Origin of the sequence: Xanthobacter oligotrophicus (genome assembly GCF_008364685.1) — a bacterium.
GTDB lineage: Bacteria > Pseudomonadota > Alphaproteobacteria > Rhizobiales > Xanthobacteraceae > Xanthobacter > Xanthobacter oligotrophicus.
The window spans coordinates 69,820-91,796 of the sequence record NZ_VTTL01000013.1; the positions used below are offsets into that span (position 1 = coordinate 69,820).

Annotated in this window: 20 protein-coding genes and 1 other RNA gene; 9 read left to right on the top strand and 12 right to left on the bottom strand. The window is 69.2% G+C overall.

The window, feature by feature from the left end; translation table 11 throughout:
• Positions 1-102: 102 nt before the first annotated feature.
• Entirely contained in the window at positions 103-2,127 is a 2,025-nt protein-coding gene (locus FZ033_RS20595; protein ID WP_149577938.1) for a c-type cytochrome, read from the bottom strand.
• 196 nt (positions 2,128-2,323) lie between these two features.
• On the opposite strand from FZ033_RS20595, the gene ligA reads away from it, so the two are divergent.
• From ligA to FZ033_RS20615, 4 genes are all read left to right on the top strand, one after another.
• Positions 2,324-4,501 carry an NAD-dependent DNA ligase LigA gene (gene ligA, locus FZ033_RS20600; RefSeq protein WP_149577939.1) on the top strand — a complete coding sequence of 726 codons (2,178 nt, stop codon included), beginning with the start codon at positions 2,324-2,326 and terminating at the stop codon, positions 4,499-4,501.
• Positions 4,502-4,534: 33 nt separating this feature from the next.
• Positions 4,535-4,926, top strand: an RNA gene (gene rnpB / locus FZ033_RS20605) — RNase P RNA component class A.
• A 178-nt stretch (positions 4,927-5,104) separates the two neighbouring features.
• Positions 5,105-5,815: an AzlC family ABC transporter permease gene (locus FZ033_RS20610; RefSeq protein ID WP_138400685.1), complete on the top strand. Its 711-nt coding sequence runs from the start codon at positions 5,105-5,107 to the stop codon at positions 5,813-5,815.
• Positions 5,805-6,110, top strand: coding sequence for an AzlD family protein (locus tag FZ033_RS20615; protein ID WP_149577940.1), 306 nt, complete (start codon positions 5,805-5,807; stop codon positions 6,108-6,110). The genes FZ033_RS20610 and FZ033_RS20615 overlap by 11 nt, the downstream gene beginning before the upstream one ends.
• 93 nt (positions 6,111-6,203) lie before the next feature.
• On the opposite strand, the gene FZ033_RS20620 is transcribed toward FZ033_RS20615, so the two are convergent.
• Positions 6,204-6,896 carry a thioesterase domain-containing protein gene (locus tag FZ033_RS20620; protein ID WP_149577941.1) on the bottom strand — a complete coding sequence of 231 codons (693 nt, stop codon included), beginning with the start codon at positions 6,894-6,896 and terminating at the stop codon, positions 6,204-6,206.
• Between the two features lie 351 nt (positions 6,897-7,247).
• On the opposite strand from FZ033_RS20620, the gene FZ033_RS20625 reads away from it, so the two are divergent.
• Positions 7,248-7,460, top strand: a complete 213-nt coding sequence (locus FZ033_RS20625) for a hypothetical protein (RefSeq protein WP_188079604.1) — start codon at positions 7,248-7,250, stop codon at positions 7,458-7,460.
• A gap of 137 nt (positions 7,461-7,597) precedes the next feature.
• Here FZ033_RS20625 and FZ033_RS20630 read toward each other — a convergent pair whose 3' ends face one another.
• From FZ033_RS20630 to FZ033_RS20645, 4 genes are all read right to left on the bottom strand, one after another.
• Positions 7,598-8,278, bottom strand: a complete 681-nt coding sequence (locus tag FZ033_RS20630) for a LutC/YkgG family protein (protein ID WP_149577943.1) — start codon at positions 8,276-8,278, stop codon at positions 7,598-7,600.
• Positions 8,275-9,735, bottom strand: coding sequence for a LutB/LldF family L-lactate oxidation iron-sulfur protein (locus tag FZ033_RS20635; protein WP_149577944.1), 1,461 nt, complete (start codon positions 9,733-9,735; stop codon positions 8,275-8,277). Before FZ033_RS20635 ends, FZ033_RS20630 begins: the two co-directional genes overlap by 4 nt.
• On the bottom strand, positions 9,732-10,532 hold the full coding sequence (locus FZ033_RS20640; RefSeq protein WP_149578066.1) for a (Fe-S)-binding protein: 801 nt from the start codon (positions 10,530-10,532) through the stop codon (positions 9,732-9,734). The genes FZ033_RS20635 and FZ033_RS20640 overlap by 4 nt, the downstream gene beginning before the upstream one ends.
• Positions 10,533-10,633: 101 nt before the next feature.
• Positions 10,634-11,155 carry a L,D-transpeptidase family protein gene (locus tag FZ033_RS20645; protein WP_232847587.1) on the bottom strand — a complete coding sequence of 174 codons (522 nt, stop codon included), beginning with the start codon at positions 11,153-11,155 and terminating at the stop codon, positions 10,634-10,636.
• Between the two features lie 144 nt (positions 11,156-11,299).
• On the opposite strand from FZ033_RS20645, the gene FZ033_RS20650 reads away from it, so the two are divergent.
• Both FZ033_RS20650 and FZ033_RS20655 read left to right on the top strand, forming a co-directional pair.
• Positions 11,300-11,986: a response regulator transcription factor gene (locus tag FZ033_RS20650; protein ID WP_149577946.1), complete on the top strand. Its 687-nt coding sequence runs from the start codon at positions 11,300-11,302 to the stop codon at positions 11,984-11,986.
• Between the two features lie 59 nt (positions 11,987-12,045).
• The gene (locus FZ033_RS20655; RefSeq protein WP_149577947.1) at positions 12,046-12,531 is read left to right on the top strand and encodes a cyclic nucleotide-binding domain-containing protein; all 486 of its coding nucleotides are present in this window, start codon (positions 12,046-12,048) and stop codon (positions 12,529-12,531) included.
• A 42-nt stretch (positions 12,532-12,573) separates the two neighbouring features.
• Here FZ033_RS20655 and chrA read toward each other — a convergent pair whose 3' ends face one another.
• Positions 12,574-13,839, bottom strand: coding sequence for a chromate efflux transporter (chrA, locus tag FZ033_RS20660; RefSeq protein WP_149577948.1), 1,266 nt, complete (start codon positions 13,837-13,839; stop codon positions 12,574-12,576).
• A 200-nt stretch (positions 13,840-14,039) separates the two neighbouring features.
• Positions 14,040-15,380, bottom strand: a complete 1,341-nt coding sequence (locus FZ033_RS20665; RefSeq protein WP_149577949.1) for a dicarboxylate/amino acid:cation symporter — start codon at positions 15,378-15,380, stop codon at positions 14,040-14,042.
• Between the two features lie 276 nt (positions 15,381-15,656).
• Here FZ033_RS20665 and FZ033_RS20670 point away from each other — a divergent pair, with 276 nt between their 5' ends.
• The gene (locus tag FZ033_RS20670; RefSeq protein ID WP_149577950.1) at positions 15,657-17,507 is read left to right on the top strand and encodes a sensor histidine kinase; all 1,851 of its coding nucleotides are present in this window, start codon (positions 15,657-15,659) and stop codon (positions 17,505-17,507) included.
• Complete coding sequence (locus FZ033_RS20675; RefSeq protein ID WP_149577951.1) at positions 17,504-18,859, top strand: sigma-54-dependent transcriptional regulator; 1,356 nt, start codon at positions 17,504-17,506, stop codon at positions 18,857-18,859. The genes FZ033_RS20670 and FZ033_RS20675 overlap by 4 nt, the downstream gene beginning before the upstream one ends.
• Before the next feature lie 23 nt (positions 18,860-18,882).
• Here the strand turns inward: FZ033_RS20675 and FZ033_RS20680 are convergent, their stop codons facing one another.
• The 4 genes from FZ033_RS20680 to FZ033_RS20695 all read right to left on the bottom strand — a co-directional run bounded on the left by FZ033_RS20680 (position 18,883) and on the right by FZ033_RS20695 (position 21,794).
• A complete protein-coding gene (locus tag FZ033_RS20680; RefSeq protein WP_149577952.1) occupies positions 18,883-19,734 on the bottom strand; it encodes a quinoprotein dehydrogenase-associated SoxYZ-like carrier in 852 nt (283 codons plus the stop codon).
• Positions 19,735-19,859: 125 nt separating this feature from the next.
• Positions 19,860-20,429, bottom strand: coding sequence for a PQQ-dependent catabolism-associated CXXCW motif protein (locus FZ033_RS20685; protein ID WP_149577953.1), 570 nt, complete (start codon positions 20,427-20,429; stop codon positions 19,860-19,862).
• Positions 20,429-21,352: a substrate-binding domain-containing protein gene (locus FZ033_RS20690; protein WP_149577954.1), complete on the bottom strand. Its 924-nt coding sequence runs from the start codon at positions 21,350-21,352 to the stop codon at positions 20,429-20,431. The genes FZ033_RS20685 and FZ033_RS20690 overlap by 1 nt, the downstream gene beginning before the upstream one ends.
• The gene (locus FZ033_RS20695; protein ID WP_188079613.1) at positions 21,324-21,794 is read right to left on the bottom strand and encodes a c-type cytochrome, methanol metabolism-related; all 471 of its coding nucleotides are present in this window, start codon (positions 21,792-21,794) and stop codon (positions 21,324-21,326) included. The genes FZ033_RS20690 and FZ033_RS20695 overlap by 29 nt, the downstream gene beginning before the upstream one ends.
• Positions 21,795-21,977 lie beyond the last annotated feature (183 nt).

The following is a 21,977-nucleotide window of genomic DNA, read 5'->3' on the forward strand; positions in this document are numbered from 1 at the left end:
CGAAAGCGGCCGTCCCGGAGCCTCCGGGACGGCCGTTTCATGTGAAACATCGTTAACGGAACCTTGCACCGTGGCTTGAACCCAAGCCGCGGTGCAATCGTACTATTTTTTCTGGGCAGGCGCGGGCGCCGGAGCCGCCGGCTTGGCCGGAACCTCCACCACCACCTTGCGCGGCGGCAGCAGCTGCAGCGCCTGCACCGCCTGACCGGCGAAGCCGTTCAGCAGCTCGTTCTGGTCGGCCACCGTGGTGCTGGGCTGGACTGCCACCACCCGGCAATAGGCCGCGATCAGTGCATTGGCCACATCGGCGGGGCGCGCCTTGGGGTTCTGCTGATACAGGGTCGTGGCCAGGGTGGAGATGGCGTCCGCAGCGAGGGGCGGCTTGGGCGTGCCGAGGAGCTTGGTGGCGGCGGCGGACAGGTCAGCCGGCACCGCCTTGCCGTCGTCCGCCGGGCAGGCGAGCTTGCCCACCAGGCTCTTCGGCTCCTTCAGCACCAGGCCCGGCCCCAGCGGCAGCGCCCAGGCGATAGGCTGGCTGTCCACCGGGCCGGTGACGGTCCGCCGCGACACCTCCAGCGCCGTCTGCAGGGTGAAGCGGCGCAGCTCCGCATATTTCTGCCAGATGGGCGCGTCGCTCTTGGCCACCACCGGGCAATAGGCGGCGGTGAGCGCATCCACCACCGTGCCGCTGCCGGCACTGCCGGAGGCGGCCTTGTAGGCATCCACCATCATGGGAATGGAGCGCTGGCCGCCGGCCATCATGGCGGAGAGCGCCGCCACCGCCTTCGGGTCCGACCCATCCGAGCCGGGGGCGCCGCCCACGTCGGGGCAGGTGAAGGCGGAGGCTGCCTGCGTGCCATAGTCCGGCACATGGGCGGTGGCGCGCCAGGAGGCGACCATGGAAGAGGTCACATTCGGCGCGGCGGCGTTGCCCCAGGAGGAGCGCACATAATTGGCGAGGTCGGCGATCTGCTGGTCGTCGAGCCGGCCGGCGAAGGAGGGCATGGCGCCATAGGTGCCGCCCGTGGGCAGGCCGCCGAGCACGGCCATGATGATGTTGTAGGGCTCGGCCGCCACCACCGCCGGATTGCCGGCCAGCGCCGGCACCGTGTCGCCGCGGCCGGCGCCCTTGTCCATGTGGCAGACGGCGCAATTGTCCACGTACAGCGCGGAGGCGCGGGCGTAGACCGCCGCCGGGAGCGGAGAGGCCGCCTGCGGGGCCGGCACGTCCGCCGGCCGGGGCGAATCGAACAGATAGGTGACGATGGCGGCGCGGTCCGCATCAGTGAGGAAGCCGAGGGAGTCATGCACCACCTCGGCCATGGGGCCGAACACGGAGGTCTTGGCGGGCGCCGAGCCGGTCTTGAGGAACACCGAGAGGGTGTCCACCGTCCAGCCGTCTTTCTTCAGCGCGTCGGCGGCAATGTCCGGCGCCCAGAAACCGTCCACGTCGGCGCCGAGGAAATGGGCCTTGCCCTTGGTGGCGCCCATGATGTTGCGCGGGGTGTGACAATCCGAGCAGTGGCCCAGCGCGTTCACCAGATAGGCGCCGCGATTCCATTCCGCGCTCTTGGCTGCGTCGGGAATGAAGCGGGCGTTCTGGAAGAACAGCTCCCGCCACGCCAGCATGCCGAGGCGCACGTTGAAGGGGAATTCGAGACCGTTGGCCGGCGGGGTGTTGGGAATGGGCGGAATGCGCCGCACAAAGGCCCACAGGGCCTTCATGTCGTCGTCGCTGATTTCCGTATAGGCGTCGAACGGCATGGCCGGATAGAGATAGGCGCCGTCCTTGCGGATGCCGTTGCGCACCGCATTCACGAACTCGTCGTAGGTCCACAAGCCGATGCCGGTGGAGCGGTCCGAGGTGATGTTGGGCGAATAGATCACGCCGAACGGGGTGTTCAGCCCCAGCCCGCCGGCGAAGGGCTTGGCCTTGTCGCCGGTGTGGCAGGGCATGCAGTCCGCCGCCTTGGCGAGATATTCGCCGCGCCCCACGAGGTCGGCGTCCTTGGCCGCGTCAGCCACCGGGTAAGTGGCCATCTGCGCCACCGCCGGCGCCCCGGCGCACAGGAAGGTGGCGGCCGCCAGCGCGGCGATCCTGCGGGAAAATCCTGAAGCCCTGGCCATTCTGTCCCCCGTCGAATCTTGTTCTGATGCTCTAGCTTGGACATCTTACAAGATAGCGACATGGATACAGCCCGGTCTTTCCCGGAGGCAGCACCGGCGCGGCCGGCGAGTTGCCCCCGGAGACATGCTTTGCCAAAAAGGGGCGCCAGAGAGTGAGCGCGACCGATCCGACGGATCGCGCCCGTTGGGGACCCCCATGACAGTGCCCAAATCGACCGCGCCCGCATCGACCGCCGCCACCTTCCGCGCCATCCCGGTCGAAGACCTCTCCCCGGCCGAGGCCGCGAGCGAGCACAAGGCCCTGGCGCAGGAGATCACCGGCCACGACGCCGCCTATTACCGCGAGGACGCCCCCGTCGTCTCCGACGCCGAATACGACGCCCTGCGGCAGCGCTACGAGGCCATCGAGGAGCGCTTTCCGGGGCTGAAGGGCGAGGACAGCCTGTCGGAGAAGGTGGGCGCGGCGCCATCGGAAAAGTTCGGCAAGGTCGCCCACAAGGTGCCCATGCTGTCCCTCTCCAACTGCTTCTCCGACGAAGAGGTGGTGGAGTTCGTGGCGCGGGTGAAGCGCTTTCTCAACCTCGGGGCCGAGGACGAGGTGGCCTTCACCTCCGAGCCCAAGATCGACGGCCTGTCCTGCTCCCTGCACTACGAGAACGGGCGCCTCACCGTCGCCGCCACCCGGGGTGACGGCAGCCAGGGCGAGGACGTGACGCAGAACGTGCGCACCATCGCCGACATCCCGGAGCGCCTCGCGGGCGCGGACGTGCCGGACACCATCGACGTGCGCGGCGAGGTCTATATGGCGGGGGCCGATTTCGAGGCGCTGAATGCCCGGCAGGCGGCGGCGGAGGACAAGGTATTCGCCAATCCGCGCAACGCGGCCGCGGGCTCCCTGCGCCAGCTCGACCCGACCATCACCGCGTCCCGGCCGCTGAAATTCTTCGCCTATGCCTGGGGCGAGGCTTCGTCCCTGCCCGCCGAAACCCAGTTCGGCGTGGTGGAGGCGTTCGCCCGCTGGGGGTTCACCACCAACCCGCTCATGGTGGTGGCGAAAGACGCCGCCGGGCTGATCGCCCATTATCGCTCCATCGAGGCGCAGCGCGCGCTGCTGGGCTACGACATCGACGGCGTGGTCTACAAGGTGAACAGCCTGGAGCTGCAGCGCCGGCTCGGCTTCGTCTCCCGCTCGCCGCGCTGGGCCATCGCCCACAAGTTCCCGGCCGAGCAGGCCACCACCGTGCTGGAGGACATCGAGATCCAGGTGGGCCGCACCGGCGCCCTCACCCCGGTGGCCAAGCTCACCCCGGTGACGGTGGGCGGCGTGGTGGTGTCCTCCGCCACCCTGCACAACGAGGACGAGATCGCCCGCAAGGACGTGCGCATCGGCGACACGGTGGTGGTGCAGCGCGCCGGCGACGTGATCCCCCAGGTGGTGCGGGCGATCGAGGACAAGCGGCCGGCCGGATCGAAGCCGTATGAGTTCCCCATCCTGTGCCCCGCCTGCGGCTCCCACGCGGTGCGCGAGACAGATACCAGGACCGGCAAGATGGACGCGGTGCGCCGCTGCACCGGCGGCCTCATCTGCCCGGCGCAGATGGTGGAGCGGCTGCGCCACTTCGTGTCGCGCAACGCCTTCGACATCGAGGGGCTGGGCGAGAAGCAGGTGCGTGCCTTCTACGAATGGGACCTCATCAAGTCCCCCGCCGACATCTTCACGCTGGAGACGCGCAACAAGGAAGGCCTGCAGCGGCTGGAGAATCGCGAGGGCTGGGGCAAGACCTCCGCCACCAACCTGTTCGCCGCCATCGCGGAGCGGCGCACGGTGGCGGTGGACCGCTTCGTCTTTGCCCTCGGCATCCGCCATGTGGGCGAGACCAACGCCAAGCGCCTCATGCGCCACTACAGCACCGTGGAGGCCCTGGAAGCCGGCGCGCTGGCGGCGGTGATCCCCGGCGAGGACCACCCCAAGGGCAACGATGCGTGGCAGGAAATGCTCGGCATCGACGGCATCGGCGACGTGGTGGCGGAAGCCGTCATCGAGTTCTTCGGCGAGCCCCGCAACCGCGAGGTGGTGGCCGCCCTGCTGAAGGAGGTGACGCCCGAGCCCATGGAGCAGGTGGCGGCGGCAAGCCCCGTCTCCGGCAAGACCGTGGTGTTCACCGGATCCCTGGAGAAGATGACCCGCGACGAGGCGAAAGCCATGGCGGAACGCCTCGGCGCCAAGGTGGCGGGCTCGGTGTCCGCCAAGACCAGTCTCGTGGTGGCCGGCCCCGGCGCCGGCTCCAAGCTGGAGAAGGCGCAGGCGCTCGGGGTTCAGGTGATCACCGAGGACGAATGGTTCGAGCTGGTGCAAGCCGCCCCCGCCCCTTGACGCGTCCGCTCCCAGCGCCCATTGCTCCCCCCACCAGCCGGCCGGGCGGCCGCGGTGTGGGACCTTGCGTCCGCATCGAGGAAAGTCCGGGCTCCACTCAGACACGGTGCCGGATAACGTCCGGCGGGGGCGACCCTAGGGAAAGTGCCACAGAAAACAAACCACCCGTGAAGGACTTTCGGGTCCGCGCGGGCCAGGGTGAAACGGTGGGGTAAGAGCCCACCGCGCGACCGGCAACGGGAGCGGCACGGCAAACCCCACCGGGAGCAAAGTCGAATAGGGACGGCACGGGAAACCACCCCTGTCTGCGGGGCGCCGTCCGGGTTGACTGCTAGAGGCGCCGGGCAACCGGCGTCCCAGAGGAATGGTCGCCACGCGGGCGCGAGCCCGCCGTACAGAACCCGGCTTACAGGCCGGCTGGTGCATACCCCTCCCCAAGGTGATGGGTCATGCCGTCACCCTTCATCAGCCATGCATCTGACGCATGGCAAGCGCCGGGGCCCCCGGGGGAAAACGGGTTGGCCTTCCGCCGGGCTACGGCCATAAGGCTTCAATCCCACCGTTTCGGTGTTGATTACCCCTGCCCCGCACTGCCCCTGCCCCATGACCAAGCCGCCCCCCGTACCCCTCACCTTGCACGGCATGCTGCACGGCGCGCGCGAGACCCTTCCGCTCATGCCGGGGCTCGCCGCCTTCGGCATGGCGTTCGGCGCCGCCTCGGTGCAGAAGGGCTTCTCCATGCTGGAGGCTGTCCTTTCCAGCGGCCTCGTCTTTGCCGGCCTCGCCCAGATGGTGGCACTTGAAGGCTGGCGGGAGCAGTGGACGCCGGCCGCCCTGCTCGCCCTCGGCCTGCTGACCATGACCGTCAACATGCGCCATGTGCTCATGGGGGCGTCCATGCGGCCCTGGCTGTGGTCCATGCCGGCCTGGAAGACCTACCCCTCCCTGCTGCTGATGGCGGACAACAACTGGGCCGCCGCCATGCGCTACCACCAGGAGGGCGGTAACGACGCCGGCTATTTCGTCGGCTCGGGGCTCGTCACCTGGGTGCTGTGGGTGGTCTCCACTGCGGCCGGGCACGCCATCGGCGGCGGCATTCCCGATCCCAAGGCGGTGGGCATCGACCTGGTGGTGCCGGCCTTCTTCGTGGCCATGCTGCTGCCCAACTGGAAGGGCCGGCGCGAGGCGGTGGGCTGGGGCGTGGCCGCCGCGGTCTCCATCGCAGTGTCGTTCGTGCTGGCAGGGTGGTGGTTCATCGTCATCGGCGCCTTGGCCGGCGCGTTCGCAGGCGGGTTCACCGACGATGAGCGTTGATCCGCAAACCCTCGCCGCCATCTGCGTGATGGCGCTCGCCACCGCCTTCAACCGATCGGCGGGCTTCTTCCTGATGCGCCTCATCCCGGTGACACCGCGGGTGCGGCGGGTGCTGGACTGCCTGCCGGGGGCGGTGCTGGTGGCGCTGCTGGCGCCCGGCGCGGTCCATGGCGATGCCGCCATGCTGGCGGGCCTTTGCGCCGCCTTCCTCGCCGCGAAGTTCACGCGCAGCGACCTTCTCGCCGTGGTGGCCGCCATGGCAACGGCGGCGGGCCTGCGCGCTTTGGGGGTCTGACACTGCCCAAACAGAACGCCGGCGCGGCGAGGAGCCGGCCGGCGTCTTAAGTGTCCGAATACGTCCCTTGAAACCCGTGGCCTCGAACCGGGCTCAGCCCGGCGCGCCGGGCCGGGCCGCCGCCTGGGTGCCGGGCACAGACGGGGTAGCGGAGGGGACCGCCGGCGCCGCGGGTGCCGCAGGCTTCGGCTTGGGCTTCGGCTTGTTGGTGAAGGACCGCACCTGGGTGATGACCTCGTCGTGCAGCCGCGGCGACTTCTCGATGTTGAAATGATCGATGGAGCCGATGGCGTCGAGGTTGCGGTTCACGATGTTGCCGCGGAAGCCGCGCGCGGCGGTCAGGCGCTTACCGTAGCCGTTGTTGGACTGGTAGTAATTGACGAAATAGCCGAGCGACGGCCCCACCTGGGTGACACCCACCGGATCGAAGGTCACCACCAGCTTGGGCGGAACGCCGAGGGCGGTGAGGCGCTCGGCCATCTCGATGGCGGCGTCCGCTCCCAGCGAATGGCCGACAATGACGATGGGCGCATTGCCGGCAGCCCGGCTCTCGGCCGCCGCCGCGTCGGCGAGCTGCTGCCACTGGCCATACTCGTGAACCGTGGCGGGGATGCCGCGCGCATTCATCTTCGCGGCGAGGTCGTCCATGCCCAGCGAAAAGACGTTGGCGAGGCCGCGCAGCAAATAGACGTGACCGCGATTCTGCTGGGCCAGCGCGGGCTGGGCGGCACAGAATATGACGAGCGCTGCGAGCAGCGCCTGGGCGAAGCGCAAGCCAGACTTCATGATGGCACCGTCCTTGATAGTGACCGAGTTCTGCCGCCAAAAAACAGGCTGGGCAACTGCGGATCGGTTATCCGGCGCACAACCTCGGGCAAGGGCTGCACTTTTCACCACCTGCGTGGCCCGCCTGCATCAGGCCGCTGCGGCAGGGGACGTAAGGTAAATTTGGATTGTAGGTACGGCCACACTACCCACCACGTATATAGGTTGTATAACGTTAAACTTCGACTTAGATTGCCTCCCAGTGAGGGCAAGAGCGTGAACGCACATCTCACAGGCTTGATCGTCCAGCGCGACGGGCGCGGCTTTCCTCCGGACCTCCAGGTTCTCGCGAACCTGAGGTTGGACACGGAGTTGAAGCGTGCGCGTCAGGCGCAGCGGCCGGAACCGGAGGCGCCCGATTCGCGTCCCCCGGGCAGCGTGCTCATCGTGGCCGCCTTGTCGGCCATCTCCGGCGCGGTCATGGGCCTCGTCTTCGGCGGACACTTCACCATCGCGACCGCCGTCCTCGTCAGCATCCCCATCGGGGTCGCCGTGGGCATGTGGGTGCGCGGGCTGGCGGGCTGAGCAATTTCAGCAGAAGCGTGAAGCGGTTTTGCGGTCGAAATTTCATTAAAACAACAGGCTAAAACCTATTTCGCGAACCGGAGTTCGCGAAATAGTTCGAGACTCTTCCGCCCCGAGCCGTCCCCCGATCTTCTGGGTCAAGCCCCGCCCACCAGCAGCACGTGCAGGCTGCGCGGCCCGTGGGCACCCAGAAGCAGCGTCTGCTCGATGTCCGCGGAGCGCGACGGCCCGGTGATCCAGTTCACCGTGCGCGGCATCTCCCCCGGCCCGAAGCGATCGCGGACACGCGTCCACACGGTCTCGTAGTCGCCAGCCACGTCGGAGGCGTCCACCACCACCAGGTGATGATCGGGCAGCAAGTTCAGCGTGCTGGGATTGTCCGGGCCCGAGAGCATCACCAGCGTGCCCGATTCCGCCACGCCCGCGAACGCATGGGACAGGCCGGCCAGCTGGCGCCCGTCGGAGGCGCCGATCCACACATCGAGGTTGGGCTCGCGGCTCCAGGGCAGCGACGCCAGCCGGGCATCGCCCCCGCGCAGGATGGTGGGCGGCAGGTTGCGACCGCGCAGATAGGCTGCGACCGCGCCCGGCACATCGTCCGCGCTCGGCAGATGATCGATGCTGGCCGCAGCAGCCACCACCATGTCCTTGAACAGGGCGAGCCGCTCCCCCGCCGGAAGCTGGGCGCGGGCGGGCACGAGGCCGCGCGGATGGCCGGCGAGCCGCCCCTCCACCTCCTGCCGGCGCGGCGCCTCCTGGGAGGTGACGCCCAGCGCGCGGCGGACCGAGGCGAAGACGGTGTCGCGGGAAGAGGTCATGGGCGGGCGTCCCTGTTGGCGTGCCGGCTATTGCGCGCGGCCCGCTGGGCGCGCCACTGGGCCTGGAAGGTGCCGCCCTCGGGCGCGGGGAAATCGCGGTGGCCGGTCCAGCCGCCGGCGAGCGGCAGGGCGGAAAAGCGCCCCTTCTTGCGGCCGAGAACCGAAAGCAGCCTCATGGCGACGCCCGTCGCCGGCCGGTACAGCCAGCCGCGCCGCGCGAAGAAACCCCACACCTTCAGCCCGTAGCGCTGGGGCGCGGGAGTGAGGTGCCGCTCGAATTCCTTCTCCCGCCAATGCCGCATGAGCTTGGGCAGGGGGATGCGCACCGGGCACACCTCCTCGCAGCGGCCGCAGAAGGTGGAGGCGTTGGGCAGGTTGGCGCCTTTCTCGATGCCGATGAGCGACGGCGTCAGCACCGACCCCATGGGGCCGGGATAGACCCAGCCGTACGCATGCCCGCCCACCGCGTGATAGACCGGGCAATGGTTCATGCAGGCGCCGCAGCGGATGCAGCGCAGCATCTCCTTCAGCGGACCACCGAGCATGCCGGAGCGGCCGTTGTCGAGGATCACCACGTGATATTCGCCCGGCCCGTCCGGATCGCCGGGGCGGCGGGGGCCGGTGGAGAAGGTGGTGTAGACGCTCATCTCCTGCCCGGTGGCCGAGCGGGCAAGCACGCGCAAGAGCTGGCTCACGTCCTCCAGGGTCGGCACCAGCTTTTCCAGCGAGGCCAGCACGATGTGCGCCTTGGGCAGGGTCTGGGTGAGGTCGCCGTTGCCCTCGTTGGTGACGATGATGGAAGTGCCGGTCTCCGCCACCAGGAAGTTGGCGCCGGTGATGCCTACGTCCGCCATGAGGAACTTCTGGCGCAGCTCGCCCCGCGCCTCGGCGAGCAGCGCGGTGGGCTCGGAGAGATTGCGCTCGGGGGCGAGGTGGGCGTGGACGCGGCGGAAGTCCTCCTCCACCTGCTCCTTGTTGAGGTGGATGGCGGGGGCGATGATGTGGGACGGCGCCTCGCCGCGGATCTGGATGAGATATTCGCCGAGATCCGTCTCCACCGGCTCGATGCCGGCGGCGGAGAGGTGATCGTTGAGGCCGATCTCCTCCGAGATCATGCTCTTGCCCTTGGTCACCGTCCTGGCGCCAAGGTCGCGGCAGATCTTGGTGACGATGTCCCGCGCCTCGGCCGCGTCCACGGCGAAATGCACGTGGCCGCCGGCCGCCTTCACCTTCTCCTCGAAGCGCTCCAGATAGAGGTCGAGGTGGGCCAGCGTGTGGTTCTTGATGTCCCGCGCGCTGTCGCGCAGGGCGTCGAACTCGGGCAGCTTGTCCGCGGCCGCCGTCCGCTTGCCGATGAAGCCGGGCCCGACCTTGGACAGCGCCGCCTGCAGCGGCCCGTCGGCGAGGGCGCGCTTCGCATTGTCCTTGAAGTGGGGCGAGGTGATCTCGACGCTCATGGGGTTTTCTCCGGAGCGGGCTCGCCGAGGGCGGGGGCGTCGCCCATGCCGGCGAGCACCTCGGCCACGTGGCGCGCCACCACGGGTCGACCCTGGCGCTGGAGCTTGCCGGCCATGTTCATGAGGCAGCCCAGATCTCCCGCCAGAAGCGTGTCCGCCCCCGAGGCGACGATGTTGGCCGCCTTCTTCTCCACAATGGCGTTGGAGACGTCCGGATATTTCACGCAGAAAGTGCCGCCGAAGCCGCAGCAGGTGTCGGCATCCGCCATCTCGGCGAGGGTCAGCCCTTCCACCGAGGCGAGCAGCGCGCGCGGCTGATCCTTCACCCCCAGTTCGCGCAGGCCGGAGCAGCTGTCGTGATAGGTGACGGTGCCGTCATAGGCGGCCTCCACCCGCCTCACTCCGCGCACGTCCACCAGGAAGGACACCAGCTCGTGGACCTTGGCGCAGAAGCGGTCCACCCGCGCCATCCAGTCCGGCTCGCCGGCGAACAGCTCGGGATAATGGGCCTTGATCATGCCGGCGCAGGAGCCGGACGGCGCCACCACGTAATCGAAATTCTCGAACGCCGCGATCACCTGCTCGGCCAGCGCGCGGGCGGTGACCCGGTCGCCGGAATTGAAGGCGGGCTGGCCGCAGCAGGTCTGCGCCGGCACGTCCACGTCGCAGCCGGCATCCTCCAGCAGCTTGGCCGCCGCGAACCCGATGGAGGGCCGGATCATGTCCACGAGGCAGGTGCAGAACAGGCCGACCCGCGGCGGCGACAGGTCCGCAGTGCGTGGCGAGGAGAAGGGCATGGCATCCCGGGCGTTGTGGGGGGTGCGCGCGGCGCGGTTGAGCTGTCGCGCTTTTTTAGAACGATTCATATAGCACCCAGTCCGACGCCCCGGAAAGGCGCTCACGCCTCGATCAGCAGCCGGGGCGCGCGGGACAGCCGGGCCAGGAGCCGCAGCATGTCGGCCCGCCTCAAGGCCACGCAGCCCTCGGTGGGCCGCAAGCCGGGACGCGCCAAATGGACGAACACCGCCGAGCCTCGCCCCGCCACCCGCGGGCGGCTGTTGTGATCGAGCACCAGCACCAGATCGTAGAGCCCATCCTCCCGCCACATGCGCTCATGGGAGATTTTTCGGGCGCCGCCCAAGGGCAGCGCGACGGGGCGGTTGTAGCGCCGGTCGGAGGCGTCATCGCACCAGCCGTCGCTCGGCTTCAGCGGCCGGCAGGGCAGGCGCGTCACCGGGCGCGGGCCGTGGTCCGGCCGGTAGAGGAGGCGCAGGATCCGCCAATGCCCGGCGGGGGTCCGCCCATCGCCCTCGCGCTTGTCGAAGGCGACCCCGGAGCGGCCCAGCGCCACCGGAAGGGTGAGGCCGCCGCAGCGCAAAATGCCGTCATGGCGGGCGCCGGGGCGCCGCCTGACGCTCATTTGGGAGATGCCCACAGGATATCGCTCAATCATGACGTAGTGTAATACCCCTCGACGCCCGTCCATGGATGGAAATTTGCGTCAAGCCATGGGCATGCTCTACTTGCGCGATTCGCGCGCCTGCAAGGGCGCAGGAGGAATTGAATGCCCAATGCGTGGAAAATCCTGGTGGTCGAAGACGACCCGGAACTGCGCGACGCCCTGATCGAGCAGCTCGCGCTCCAGGACGAGTTCGAGCCGGTGCCCGCCGAGACCGCCGCCGGCGCTATGGAACTGGCGAAGAACGGCGCCATCGATCTCGTCATCATGGACGTGGGCCTGCCCGACATGGACGGGCGCGAGGCGGTGCGCCTGATGCGGCGCTCAGGCTTCAAGGCGCCTATTCTCATGCTCACCGGCCACGATACCGACAGCGACACCATCCTGGGCCTCGAGGCCGGGGCCAACGACTATATCATCAAGCCGTTCCGCTTCGCCGTGCTGCTGGCGCGCCTGCGGGCGCAGATGCGCTCCCACGAGGCGAGCGAGGACGCGGTGTTCGCCATCGGCCCCTATTCCTTCCGGCCCGGCGCAAAGCTGCTGCTCACCGAGCGCGGCTCGAAGATCCGCCTGACCGAGAAGGAGACGGCGATCCTGCGCTATCTCTACCGCGCCGGAAAGACGCCGGTGCCGCGCGAGACCCTGCTGCAGGAAGTGTGGGGCTACAATTCCGGGGTAACCACCCATACTCTGGAAACCCACATCTACCGCCTGCGCCAGAAGATCGAGCCCGATCCCTCCAACCCCACCCTGCTCGCAACCCAGGCCGGCGGCTACAAGCTGGTGCCCTGAGCCATGGGGATGCGCGTCCAGCATCCCAAAGGCTCCAATGAAGTGAGGAAACCCCGTCGGTGAGCATTGAGAGGGACATCGCGCTGCTTCGGTCAGTCGCCACCTTCGACATGCTGAACAGCGAGGCGCTGCGCCTGCTGGCGGCCGATGCACGGACCGAGACCCTGGCCAAGGGCGACATCCTGTTCCGCATGGGAGAGATTGCCGACTGCGCCTACGTGGTCGCCGCCGGCCGCATCCGCCTCGTGGACGACCGCAAGGCGGACGCGCCGCGCCCCCTGAAAGAAGTCGGCCCAGGCACCCTCATCGGCGAGACCGCCCTGATCGTGCCGACGCCCCGTCCGGTGACGGCGGTGGCCGACGACGAGGTCCAGGTGCTGAGGATATCCCGCACCGCCTTCGTCGCCATGCTGGAGCGCTTCCCGGATGCCACCGCCAAGATGCGGCGCGCCATCGCCAAGCGGTTGGAAGACACCATCCGCGCCCTCGACACGGTGCGCCTGAAGCTTGAGGACCAGCGCGCACGCCAGCGTCGCCGCCGCTGAGCGGACCATAACCTTTATGCCGGAATTCTTCCGGCAGAGGGCTCAGACGAGGAAGACCCCAGCACCCGCGAGCAGCACAACCACCGCCAGCGGCGGCACCCGCCACACGGTCAGCAGCAGGAAGCCGGCCACCGCCGCCACGAAGTCGGGCGCGTCGAACACAGCGCCGGTGAAGACGGGGCTGTACAGCGCCGCCCCGATGAGGCCCACCACCGCCGCATTGGCGCCGCGCATGGCGGCCTGGGCGCGGGTGCGGCGCCTCAGCTGGTCCCAGAACGGCAGCATGCCGGTCACCAGCAGCAGGCCCGGCAGGAAGATGGCGATGAGCGCGATGGCCGCTCCCGCGATGCCGTTGGGCGCCGGCCCCATGGCGGCGCCGAGATAGGCGGCGAAGGTGAAGAGGGGGCCGGGCACCGCCTGCGCGAGGCCATAGCCGGCGAGGAAGGTGGAGGCGGACACCCAGCCGGGCGCCACCACCTCGGCCTGGAGCAGGGGCAGCACCACGTGGCCGCCGCCGAACACCAGCGCGCCGGAGCGGTAGAAGGCATCGAACAGGGCCAGGCCCTGGACGCCGGTCGCCGCCGCGACCACCGGCGGCACCACCAGCAGCGCCGCAAACAGCGCCAGCAGGAGCGCGCCCGTGCGTCGGGAGAGCGGAACCGCCAGGGTCGGCTCCGGGCCCGGCACATCCCCACGCGCGGGGGCCGCCTCGGCGCACAGGACGAGCCCGGCGAGAGCGCCCAGGGCGATGGCCGCCACCTGCCCCAGGGCACTGCCGGCGAACACCACGAGGGCAAGGGCGGCAAGGGCGATGCCGGCGCGGGCGCGATCCGGAGTCAGGGTGCGGGTCATCCCCCACACCGCCTGCGCCACCACCGCGACAGCCACCAGCTTGAGGCCATGCAGCACGCCGTCGGTGCCGGCAAGGCTCGCCGCACCCAGAGCACAGGCGGTCAACGCAATGGCCGAGGGCAGGGTGAAGCCGGCCCAGGCGGCGAGCCCGCCGAGCAATCCGCCGCCGCGCAGCAGGCCCAGCGCGAAGCCGAGCTGGCTGGAGGCGGGGCCGGGCAGGAACTGGCACAGGGCGACGAGATCGCCATAGGCGGCGTCGTCCATCCAGCGCCGGCGCAGCACCAGCTCGTCGCGGAAATAGCCGAGATGGGCGACAGGGCCGCCGAACGAGGTGAGGCCAAGCTTGAGGAAGGCGCCGAAGACTTCGCCGGGCGAGCCGGGGGGTGCGTCTGTTCCTCGAGGACCCGTATCCCGAGGGCCTGCATCCCTCGCGCGCGAGGCGTCCTGATCCGTCATGGCGTACGGCCCCCTTGTGTCGGAGCCTTCGATGTCATCGGGACGGGCAGGCGGTCAAGGCGGCGCGGCGCCACCCCAAAAAACAAACCGCCTCCCCTAAGGGGAGGCGGTTGCAGACCTTGCGGTCCAGATCCGGCGGACCCCCGCCCGCCTCTCCGGGGAGAGGCGGAGCCCGCCGAATGGCTTCGACTGGAGCCGGTTCAGGCCGCCACGGCCGGGGCGCTGGTCTCCAGCTCATCCTCCAGCGAGAAGTGCTCACCGTTAAGGGCGCGGTTGAGCTGGTCCTTGTTGAGCTCGCCTTCCCAGCGGGCGACCACGATGGTGGCCACCGCATTGCCGATGAAGTTGGTGATGGCCCGGCACTCGGACATGAAGCGGTCGATGCCGAGGATGAGGGCGAGGCCCGCCACCGGCACGCTCGGCACCACCGAGAGGGTCGCGGCGAGGGTGATGAAGCCGGCGCCGGTGATACCCGCCGCGCCCTTGGACGAGAGCATGGCCACCAGCAGCAGCAGGATCTGTTCTTCAAACGACAGGTGGATGCCGGTGGCCTGGGCGATGAACAGGGCGGCCAGCGTCATGTAGATGTTGGTGCCGTCGAGGTTGAACGAGTAGCCCGTGGGGATCACGAGGCCCACCACCGACTTGGCGCAGCCGGCACGCTCCATCTTCAGCATCAGGCCCGGCAGGGCGGCTTCCGAGGAGGAGGTGCCGAGCACGAGGAGCAGTTCCTCGCGGATGTAGCGCAGCAGCTTCAACAGGGAGAAGCCATTGTAGCGCGCCACCAGGCCCAGGACCACGAAGATGAACAGCGCTGCGGTGATGTAGAAGGTGACGATCAGCATGGCGAGGTTCGCCACCGAGCCGATGCCGTATTTGCCGATGGTGAAGGCCATGGCGCCGAACGCGCCGACGGGGGCCGCCTTCATCAGGATCGCCACCAGGCGGAACATGGCCGCCGAGGCCGAGTTCAGGATCTTCATCACCGGCTCGCCGGCCTCGCCGACGCCGCCCAGCGCGATGCCGAACAGCACGGCAAAGAACAGCACCTGCAGGATGTCGCCCGAAGCGAGCGCCGAGATGGGCGTCGTCGGGATGATGTTCATCAGGAAGCCGATGATGGTGGAATCATGGGCCTGCGCCGCATAGCCGGCCACCGCCTTGGGGTCCAGCGACTTGGGATCGATGTTGAGGCCCGAGCCGGGCTGCACCACGTTCGCCACCACGAGGCCGATGAACAGCGCCAGGGTGGAGAAGGTGAGGAAGTAGATCATCGCCTTGCCGGCCACGCGCCCGACCTTGGCGAGGTCCCGCATGCCGGCGATACCGGTGACCACGGTGAGGAAGATGACCGGGGCAATCACCATCTTGACGAGCTTGATGAATGCGTCGCCGAGCGGCTTCAGGCTGGCGCCCACATCCGGGTAGAAATGGCCGAGCAGGATGCCTGCGATAATGGCGATGATCACCTGGAAATACAGGTGGTGGTAGAACTTACGGGGATGCGCCGGCACCGCCGCGGCGGGAATTGCATGGGCCATTGGAGAGTTCCTCCGCCGGGGCCGGGGTGCCTCTTGCGATGGGCACTGCGGACTCCGGATGCTTCGTTGACAGGGTGGCGCAGGACGCCGGGTACGCCCCCTCTTGCGCAAGCCGCATGCCAGTCCCGCGTCCCACGCGTATCTTTGTTAGACCCTTGCAAGCCATAGATAATTTCCATGAGGCCGGGAATCGGGCTCGACTTCGCGTGCGGATGGATGCACTCTCGCCCTCAATAGCGTGCGGAAAATCGCACAGTTCGAGAGCAGGAAACGGGAGTGGAGGCGTCCCTCAGCGTGGATCGTCCGGCGACGCGCCGGCGGCCCATCCTCATGGCGGCAGGGGTGGTGGCGGTGGTCGCCCTCGCCCTGCTGGGGCTCGACCGGGCGGCCGACTATGCCGCGCGCCGCTGGGCCGTCGCCCAGGTGGAGGCCAGCGCGGCCACGGCCGCCGCCCTGCGCGTGGCGGTGCTGCGCTCCGAGATCGAGAAGCAGCGCTCCCTGCCCCTCGCCCTGGCCCAGGACCCGGACGTGCGCCGCGCGCTGGAAACCGGCAATGCGGCGCGCATCGACGCCCTGAACAAGAGGTTCGAGCAGCTGGCGGCCGGCACACGCACCGGCGTCATCTATCTCATCGATGCCGACGGCCACACCATCGTGGCGAGCAACTACCGCTCCCCCGAGAGCTTCCTCAACGCCGACTACGGCTTCCGCCCCTATTTCCGCCTCGCCCTCGCGCAGGGCCGGGCCGAGCATTTCGCCTTCGGCACCGTCAGCCGCCGCCCCGGCCTCTATCTGGCCCAGCGGGTGGAGGCGGACGGCGTGCCCATCGGCGTGCTGGTGCTGAAGGCCGAGTTCGACGCGCTGGAAGACGAGTGGCGGCGCTTCGCCGAGCCCACCTTCGTCACCGATACCCGCCACATCGTGCTCATCTCCAGCGTGCCCGGCTTCCGCTTCCGCACCACCCGGCCCCTCGACCAGGTGGAGCGCGAGGCCATCCGCGAGAGCCTGCAGTTCGGCGACGCGCCCCTCGACCTCCTCGACCTCGACCCCACCGCCGCCGATCCGGCGGTGAAGCGGGTGCGGCTGCCCGGCCAGGCCAAGCGGGAGGATTTCCTCGAATCTTCCCTGCCCGTGCCAACCACCGACTGGACCCTGTCCGTGCTGGCGCCCACCGCCGCCACCACCAACCTTGCCGCCACCGCGGCGCGCACCTCCGCCGCCCTCCTCGGGGTCGTCGCCATCGGCTCGGCGGGGCTGTGGCGCACCCGCCGCCGCCGCCGCGCGCGCGCCGAAGCGCAGGAGGCGGAGGCCCGGCGCGAGCTGGAGGCCCGGGTCGCCGACCGCACCGCCGAGCTGAGCGCCGCCAACGCCCAGCTGCGCACCGAGATGGAGGAGCGCCGCAGCGCCCGTCTTGCCATCGACGCCCTGCAGGACGAGCTGGTGCAGGCCTCTAAGCTCGCGGTGCTGGGCCAGATCGCCGCTGGCGTCGCCCACGAGGTGAACCAGCCGGTGGCGGCCATCCGCACCTTCGCCGAGAATTCCCGCGCCTTCCTGGCGCAGGGCCAGACCGGCCCGGCGGTGGAGAATCTTCAAACCATCGCCGCGCTCACCGAGCGCATCGGCGCCATCACCGGGGAATTGCGCGCCTTCGCCCGCAAGTCCGCCGCGCGCCTCGAGCCGGTGGGGCTGGGCACGGTGGTGGACGGGGCGCTGCTGCTGCTGCGCTACCGGCTGCTGCAGAACGACATCTCCCTGAAGGTCGACCTCGATGTGCCGGAGGTGCAGGTGACCGGCGACCGTGTCCGCCTGGAGCAGGTGTTCGTCAACCTCATCCAGAACGCCGCCGAGGCCCTCGACACCCGCCGCGACGGCGAGATCCGCATCGCCTCCGCCACGGGCGCAGACAAGGTGGTGGTCACGGTGGCCGACAACGGCCCCGGCCTGCCGCCGGAAGTGCTGGGGGCGCTGTTCCTGCCCTTCACCACCACCAAGCCCCAGGGGCTGGGGCTGGGGCTGGTCATCTCCAAGGACATCATCACCGAATCGGGCGGCACGCTGGCCGTGGCCAATGTGGGCGGCGCCGTCTTCACCATCACCCTACCGAGGGCTTCCGAGGCAACCTCATGAGCGATGTCGCCTTCATCGACGACGACGACCTGCTGCGCGCCGCCAATGAGCAGGCGCTGATGCTGGCCGGCCTCACCGTCACCGGCTACGGATCGGCGCTGGCCGCGCTGGAGGAGATCGGCGCCGATTTTCCCGGCATCGTGGTCAGCGACGTGCGCATGCCGGGGGTCGACGGGCTGGAGCTGTTCCGGCGGCTGCGGCGCATCGATCCGGACCTGCCGGTCATCCTCATCACCGGTCACGGCGACATCGCCATGGCGGTGGATGCCATGCGCGAAGGCGCCTACGACTTCCTCGCCAAGCCCTATGCCAACGACCGGCTCCTCACCAGCGTGCGCCACGCCCTCGACCGCCGCCGCCTGGTGCTGGAGAACCGCGACCTGAAACGCTCGGTGGAGGCGGCGAGCGAGGACATGCCCCTTTTGGGCGCCACCCCTGTCATGGCGCGCATGCGCCAGATGCTGCGCCAGATCGCCGATGCCGACGTGGACGTGCTGGTGGAGGGCGAGACCGGATCCGGCAAGGAAGTGGTGGCGAATGCGCTCCACCGCTGGAGCCGCCGCGCCTCAAGGCCGTTCGTGGCGGTCAATTGCGGCGCGCTGCCGGAAACCGTCATCGAGAGCGAATTGTTCGGCTACGAGGCCGGCGCCTTCACCGGCGCGCTCAAGAAGCGGGTCGGGCGCATCGAGCACGCCAATGGCGGCACCCTCTTCCTCGACGAGATCGAGGCCATGTCGCCGGCCCTGCAGGTGAAGCTGCTGCGGGTGCTGGAAGCCCGCGAGATCGCCCCGCTGGGCACCAACGAGACCCGGCGCGTGGACATCCGCGTGGTCGCCGCCTCCAAGGTGGACCTGCCGGCGCTGGTGCGGCAGGGCACATTCCGCGAGGACCTCTATTATCGCCTGCACGTGGCCGGCGTGCGCATTCCCGCCCTGCGCGAGCGGCGGGCGGACGTGCCGCTGCTGTTCGGCCATTTCCTCGCCCGCGCGGCGGAGCGCTTCAACCGGCCGCCGCCGGAGCTGGACGCCGCCGTGCGCAAGCATCTCGCCGAGCACGACTGGCCGGGCAATGTGCGCGAGCTGGTGCATTATGCCGAGCGCGTGGCGCTGGGGCTGGTGGACGACCTGCGGGAGGACCTCGGCACGCCGGGCGAACCCACGGATGGCACCCTGCCGGAGCGGGTGGACCGCTTCGAGGCCGGCGAGATCCGCGCCGCGCTGGAAGCCAGCCAGGGCGACATCCAGGCCACGGTGGCGGCCCTCGGCATTCCGCGCAAGACCTTCTACGACAAGCTGCGCCGCCACGGCATCGACCAGTCCGCCTACCGCCCCACCCGCCAGACCGCGCGGTGAGGGTGGGTGGGGAGACATACCCCTCAGCTGCCCCCGCCCGGGAAGGTGCGGGTGAAGACCTTGCCTTCCGTGTCCTCGGCGCGGACGCTCACCTGGTCCGATGAGGGCGTGTAGCTGAAGCGGAAGGTGGGGTCCTCGCTGATGGAGATGCCGCCCTCCATGGCGAAGATCAACTTCTCGCCCTGCTTCACCTCCACCTCGCGCACGAACCAGGCCGGGGTGTAGCCGCGCGTCTCCGGATCGATCTGGAGGCCGGAGAAATTGGGGTGGCGGATCTGCACCTGGGCTTCCGGCCGGCCAGTGGCGGCAAACGAGCGGAAACGCATCTCGCCCACATGGGCGATGGAATCCGCCGTGTCCTTGGTGGCGGGAGCGGAGCAGCCGCCCGCCGCCTTCACATAGGCCTTGGTCATCAGCAGCGCGCCGTCACTGGTCTCAGCCACTGCGCGCACGAAGGAATAGGAATTCACCCGCACCCGCAGCGACAGGGAAAAGTCCCGCGTGCCCTCGGCCAGGGTGAAGCGGCCGGCCATGGGCGCGGGGTTCTCGTCCACCACGAGCGTGACCGCCTTCAGCGTGCGCGGATCGCCCGCGGGCAGCGCCAGCTGGATGGTGATGGGGACGAGGGCGGCATCCTCCGCCCGGCCCGGCGCGTCGAGCTGCACGATGGCGCCGGCCTCGGCGATGGCCTTGCCCGGGAAGAGATCGGGCCGGATGGAGGCCCAGGTGGACTCGCGGTTCGGTTCGGTGACGGTCCCCTGGACGGCTTCGGGGGCCTGCGCCAGGGCCGGGCCGACAAGGGGCAGCGCGGCGCACAGCGCCAGCGCGACGAGCCCCGCCCGGCCGGCGGTGCGGGATGGAGAGCGGCGCATCATGGCGGTTCCTCCTAGACCGGCTTCCGCTCGCCTTGGCTCACGGAAGCTGCTCCAGACTATCGAGATTGCGCATTTTCTTCACGCGAACCGGTACCCACTTCGCTCGAAAATGCTGTTGTGCCGGATCAGGGCCGCGGCGTTGCGGGCGTGAGCGGAAGGCCCGCCTGCGCCCAGCCGTCGGTTCCGTCCGGAAACCAGGCGACGTTGCGATAGCCGTGTTCCAGCACCCGCTTCGCCGCGTTCCACGACATCCAGCACTGACGCTGGCAGAAGATGACGAGGGGTGCGTTCACATCGCCGCGACTGGCGGCTTCAAGCCCGGCGCGAAAATAAGCCTCGGTATCGGCATTGAGGGCGCCGAAGCCCACATTCGGCAGCCAGATGGCGCCGGGAATGCTGTCATGGGGCGCATCGCGCCACACCGTGCCCTCGGGCAGGCCGGCGGGCCGGGGCGGACGCGGCAGCACGTCGATGAAGGCGGCGGTGCCGGCGCGCCAGATTTCGGCGGCGGCATCCGTATCCAGCACCTTGGCGCCGGCAAGGGTCGCCGGAGTCGGCGCGCGATAGGCCTCGAGGCGATAGCCGCCCGGTTCCGGTGGCGCGTCTTCGGCGGCGGCGATGGAACCGGAAAGGCACGCCGCGAGGCAGAGGGCGGCGAACGCAGCACGGGCAGCGGTTGCCGCGCCTCCCGCCATCACTGGCCGATCCTCGTGTCCCCGGCAGGCGCTGCGGCGGTGATGAGGGCGCCGTCCTCGTCGACGAGGGGCACGTGGGCGGCGAGCAGCACCTTCTCGATGTCCGCGGCGCGCTTGCGCAGCACGGTGTTCAGCGTCTGCTTCCAGGCGTGGTCGGTGGGCCGCACGCCCATGGTGATGCGATAGGTCATGGAGGGACGCTCGGCCTCCTTCAGCAGCGGCACCACCTTGAGCGGCGTCGGCGGCTTCGCGGCGAAGGCGCCGGCGGTGGGGCCCCACAGCAGCGCGCCGTCGATCTCGCCCCTGGCGAGGTCGTCCAGCATGTCCTGCGCGGGCGAGGCGAAGCGGCGGTCCACCAGGAGCGAATAGGTCCGCGCCTTGGGCAGCAGGCCGTATTCCAGCAGGTGATCCGCCGGCGGCGTCGCCGCCATGACGCCGAGGCGCGCTTCCTTCAGGCGCGGATCGGACAGCTGCTCCACGCCGTCGAAGGGGCCGCCGGCCTTCACCACCAGCACATAGACCGACTGGTAATAGGGATTGGTATGCAGCACCGGATCGGCGCCGGCGGCATAGCCGATGACCACGTCGCACAGCCGCCGGCCGAGGGTGTTGCGCACGAAGCCCGGCCCCTGCGGCATGAAATAGGTGCGCACCGGGACCTTCAGCTCGTCCGCCACGATGGCGGCGATCTGGTTCTCGAAACCCTCTCCCGCCATGTTGGAATAGGGCATGTTCGCCGGATCGGCACATACGCGCAGGGCGTCCGCCGATACCTGGTCGGGGATCTGCTGGCCGCGCGCCCCCGAGGCGCTCAGCAGCAGGATCGCGGCCAGCGCACCGGTGGCGAAGGAGGCGAGGAGCGCGGCGAAACGCTCCTTGGTCGCCGGAGGTCGACTACTCGCCGAGGCAGGCTTTTTCCGCATCGGTGGTTCCCTGCGTCTTGTCATCCCGCTTGGCGGGACGCACGCGGCCCAGTGCATCATTTGAACGGGCGCGCAGGTAGACGTAGATGTCGTCCAGGTAGCACATCACGTTCTTGTTCAGGCCGAAGGACGGCATGACCTTGTCGTTACCGCTGCTGATATTCTGCCGGCCGCCAACCACCACTTCGCTGAACTGGTCGAAGTTCATGACCTTGACCGAATCGATGAGGGCCGGCGCATAGGTGGAGCCCATGCCGTCGGGGCCGTGGCACACATGGCATTCGGCGTGATAGCGCCGGTAGCCGGAATAGGTGAACCAATCCACCGTGCCGTCCGGCTTGATGTTGTAGGTGGGCGCGCCGGATGCGTCGAAATATTTGCCATCCTCGTCCTTCACCGGCTTCGGGTCACCCGGAGGGGTGGTTTCCGCGAACGCGGGCAGGCTGGCGCCGACCACTTGAAAGCTGAACGCCGCGAAGAAGAAAACGCCGGCGCGCTTCAGATTGACTGTTGAAACCACACGATCTCTCCAAAAGGGCAGACGAAGGGCTCGAGCCGGCGCCGCTGCGGCGGCCCGTCCCTCGCTCTCCAATGCAAAGGCGCCAAGGCACGCGCGGGATGGCAG

Bases quoted from the DNA above. Each gene is read 5' to 3' on its own strand.
- FZ033_RS20630 (WP_149577943.1), bottom strand. From the start codon at position 8,278: ATGACCTCTTCCCGCGACACCGTCTTCGCCTCGGTCCGCCGCGCGCTG.
- FZ033_RS20645 (WP_232847587.1), bottom strand. From the start codon at position 11,155: ATGAGCGTCAGGCGGCGCCCCGGCGCCCGCCATGACGGCATTTTGCGC.
- FZ033_RS20665 (WP_149577949.1), bottom strand. From the start codon at position 15,380: ATGGCCCATGCAATTCCCGCCGCGGCGGTGCCGGCGCATCCCCGTAAG.
- chrA (WP_149577948.1), bottom strand. From the start codon at position 13,839: ATGACGGATCAGGACGCCTCGCGCGCGAGGGATGCAGGCCCTCGGGAT.
- FZ033_RS20615 (WP_149577940.1), top strand. From the start codon at position 5,805: ATGAGCGTTGATCCGCAAACCCTCGCCGCCATCTGCGTGATGGCGCTC.
- FZ033_RS20640 (WP_149578066.1), bottom strand. From the start codon at position 10,532: ATGCCCTTCTCCTCGCCACGCACTGCGGACCTGTCGCCGCCGCGGGTC.
- FZ033_RS20635 (WP_149577944.1), bottom strand. From the start codon at position 9,735: ATGAGCGTCGAGATCACCTCGCCCCACTTCAAGGACAATGCGAAGCGC.
- FZ033_RS20690 (WP_149577954.1), bottom strand. From the start codon at position 21,352: ATGCGGAAAAAGCCTGCCTCGGCGAGTAGTCGACCTCCGGCGACCAAG.
- FZ033_RS20680 (WP_149577952.1), bottom strand. From the start codon at position 19,734: ATGATGCGCCGCTCTCCATCCCGCACCGCCGGCCGGGCGGGGCTCGTC.
- FZ033_RS20650 (WP_149577946.1), top strand. From the start codon at position 11,300: ATGCCCAATGCGTGGAAAATCCTGGTGGTCGAAGACGACCCGGAACTG.
- FZ033_RS20685 (WP_149577953.1), bottom strand. From the start codon at position 20,429: ATGGCGGGAGGCGCGGCAACCGCTGCCCGTGCTGCGTTCGCCGCCCTC.
- ligA (WP_149577939.1), top strand. From the start codon at position 2,324: ATGACAGTGCCCAAATCGACCGCGCCCGCATCGACCGCCGCCACCTTC.
- FZ033_RS20610 (WP_138400685.1), top strand. From the start codon at position 5,105: ATGACCAAGCCGCCCCCCGTACCCCTCACCTTGCACGGCATGCTGCAC.
- FZ033_RS20595 (WP_149577938.1), bottom strand. From the start codon at position 2,127: ATGGCCAGGGCTTCAGGATTTTCCCGCAGGATCGCCGCGCTGGCGGCC.
- FZ033_RS20675 (WP_149577951.1), top strand. From the start codon at position 17,504: ATGAGCGATGTCGCCTTCATCGACGACGACGACCTGCTGCGCGCCGCC.
- FZ033_RS20620 (WP_149577941.1), bottom strand. From the start codon at position 6,896: ATGAAGTCTGGCTTGCGCTTCGCCCAGGCGCTGCTCGCAGCGCTCGTC.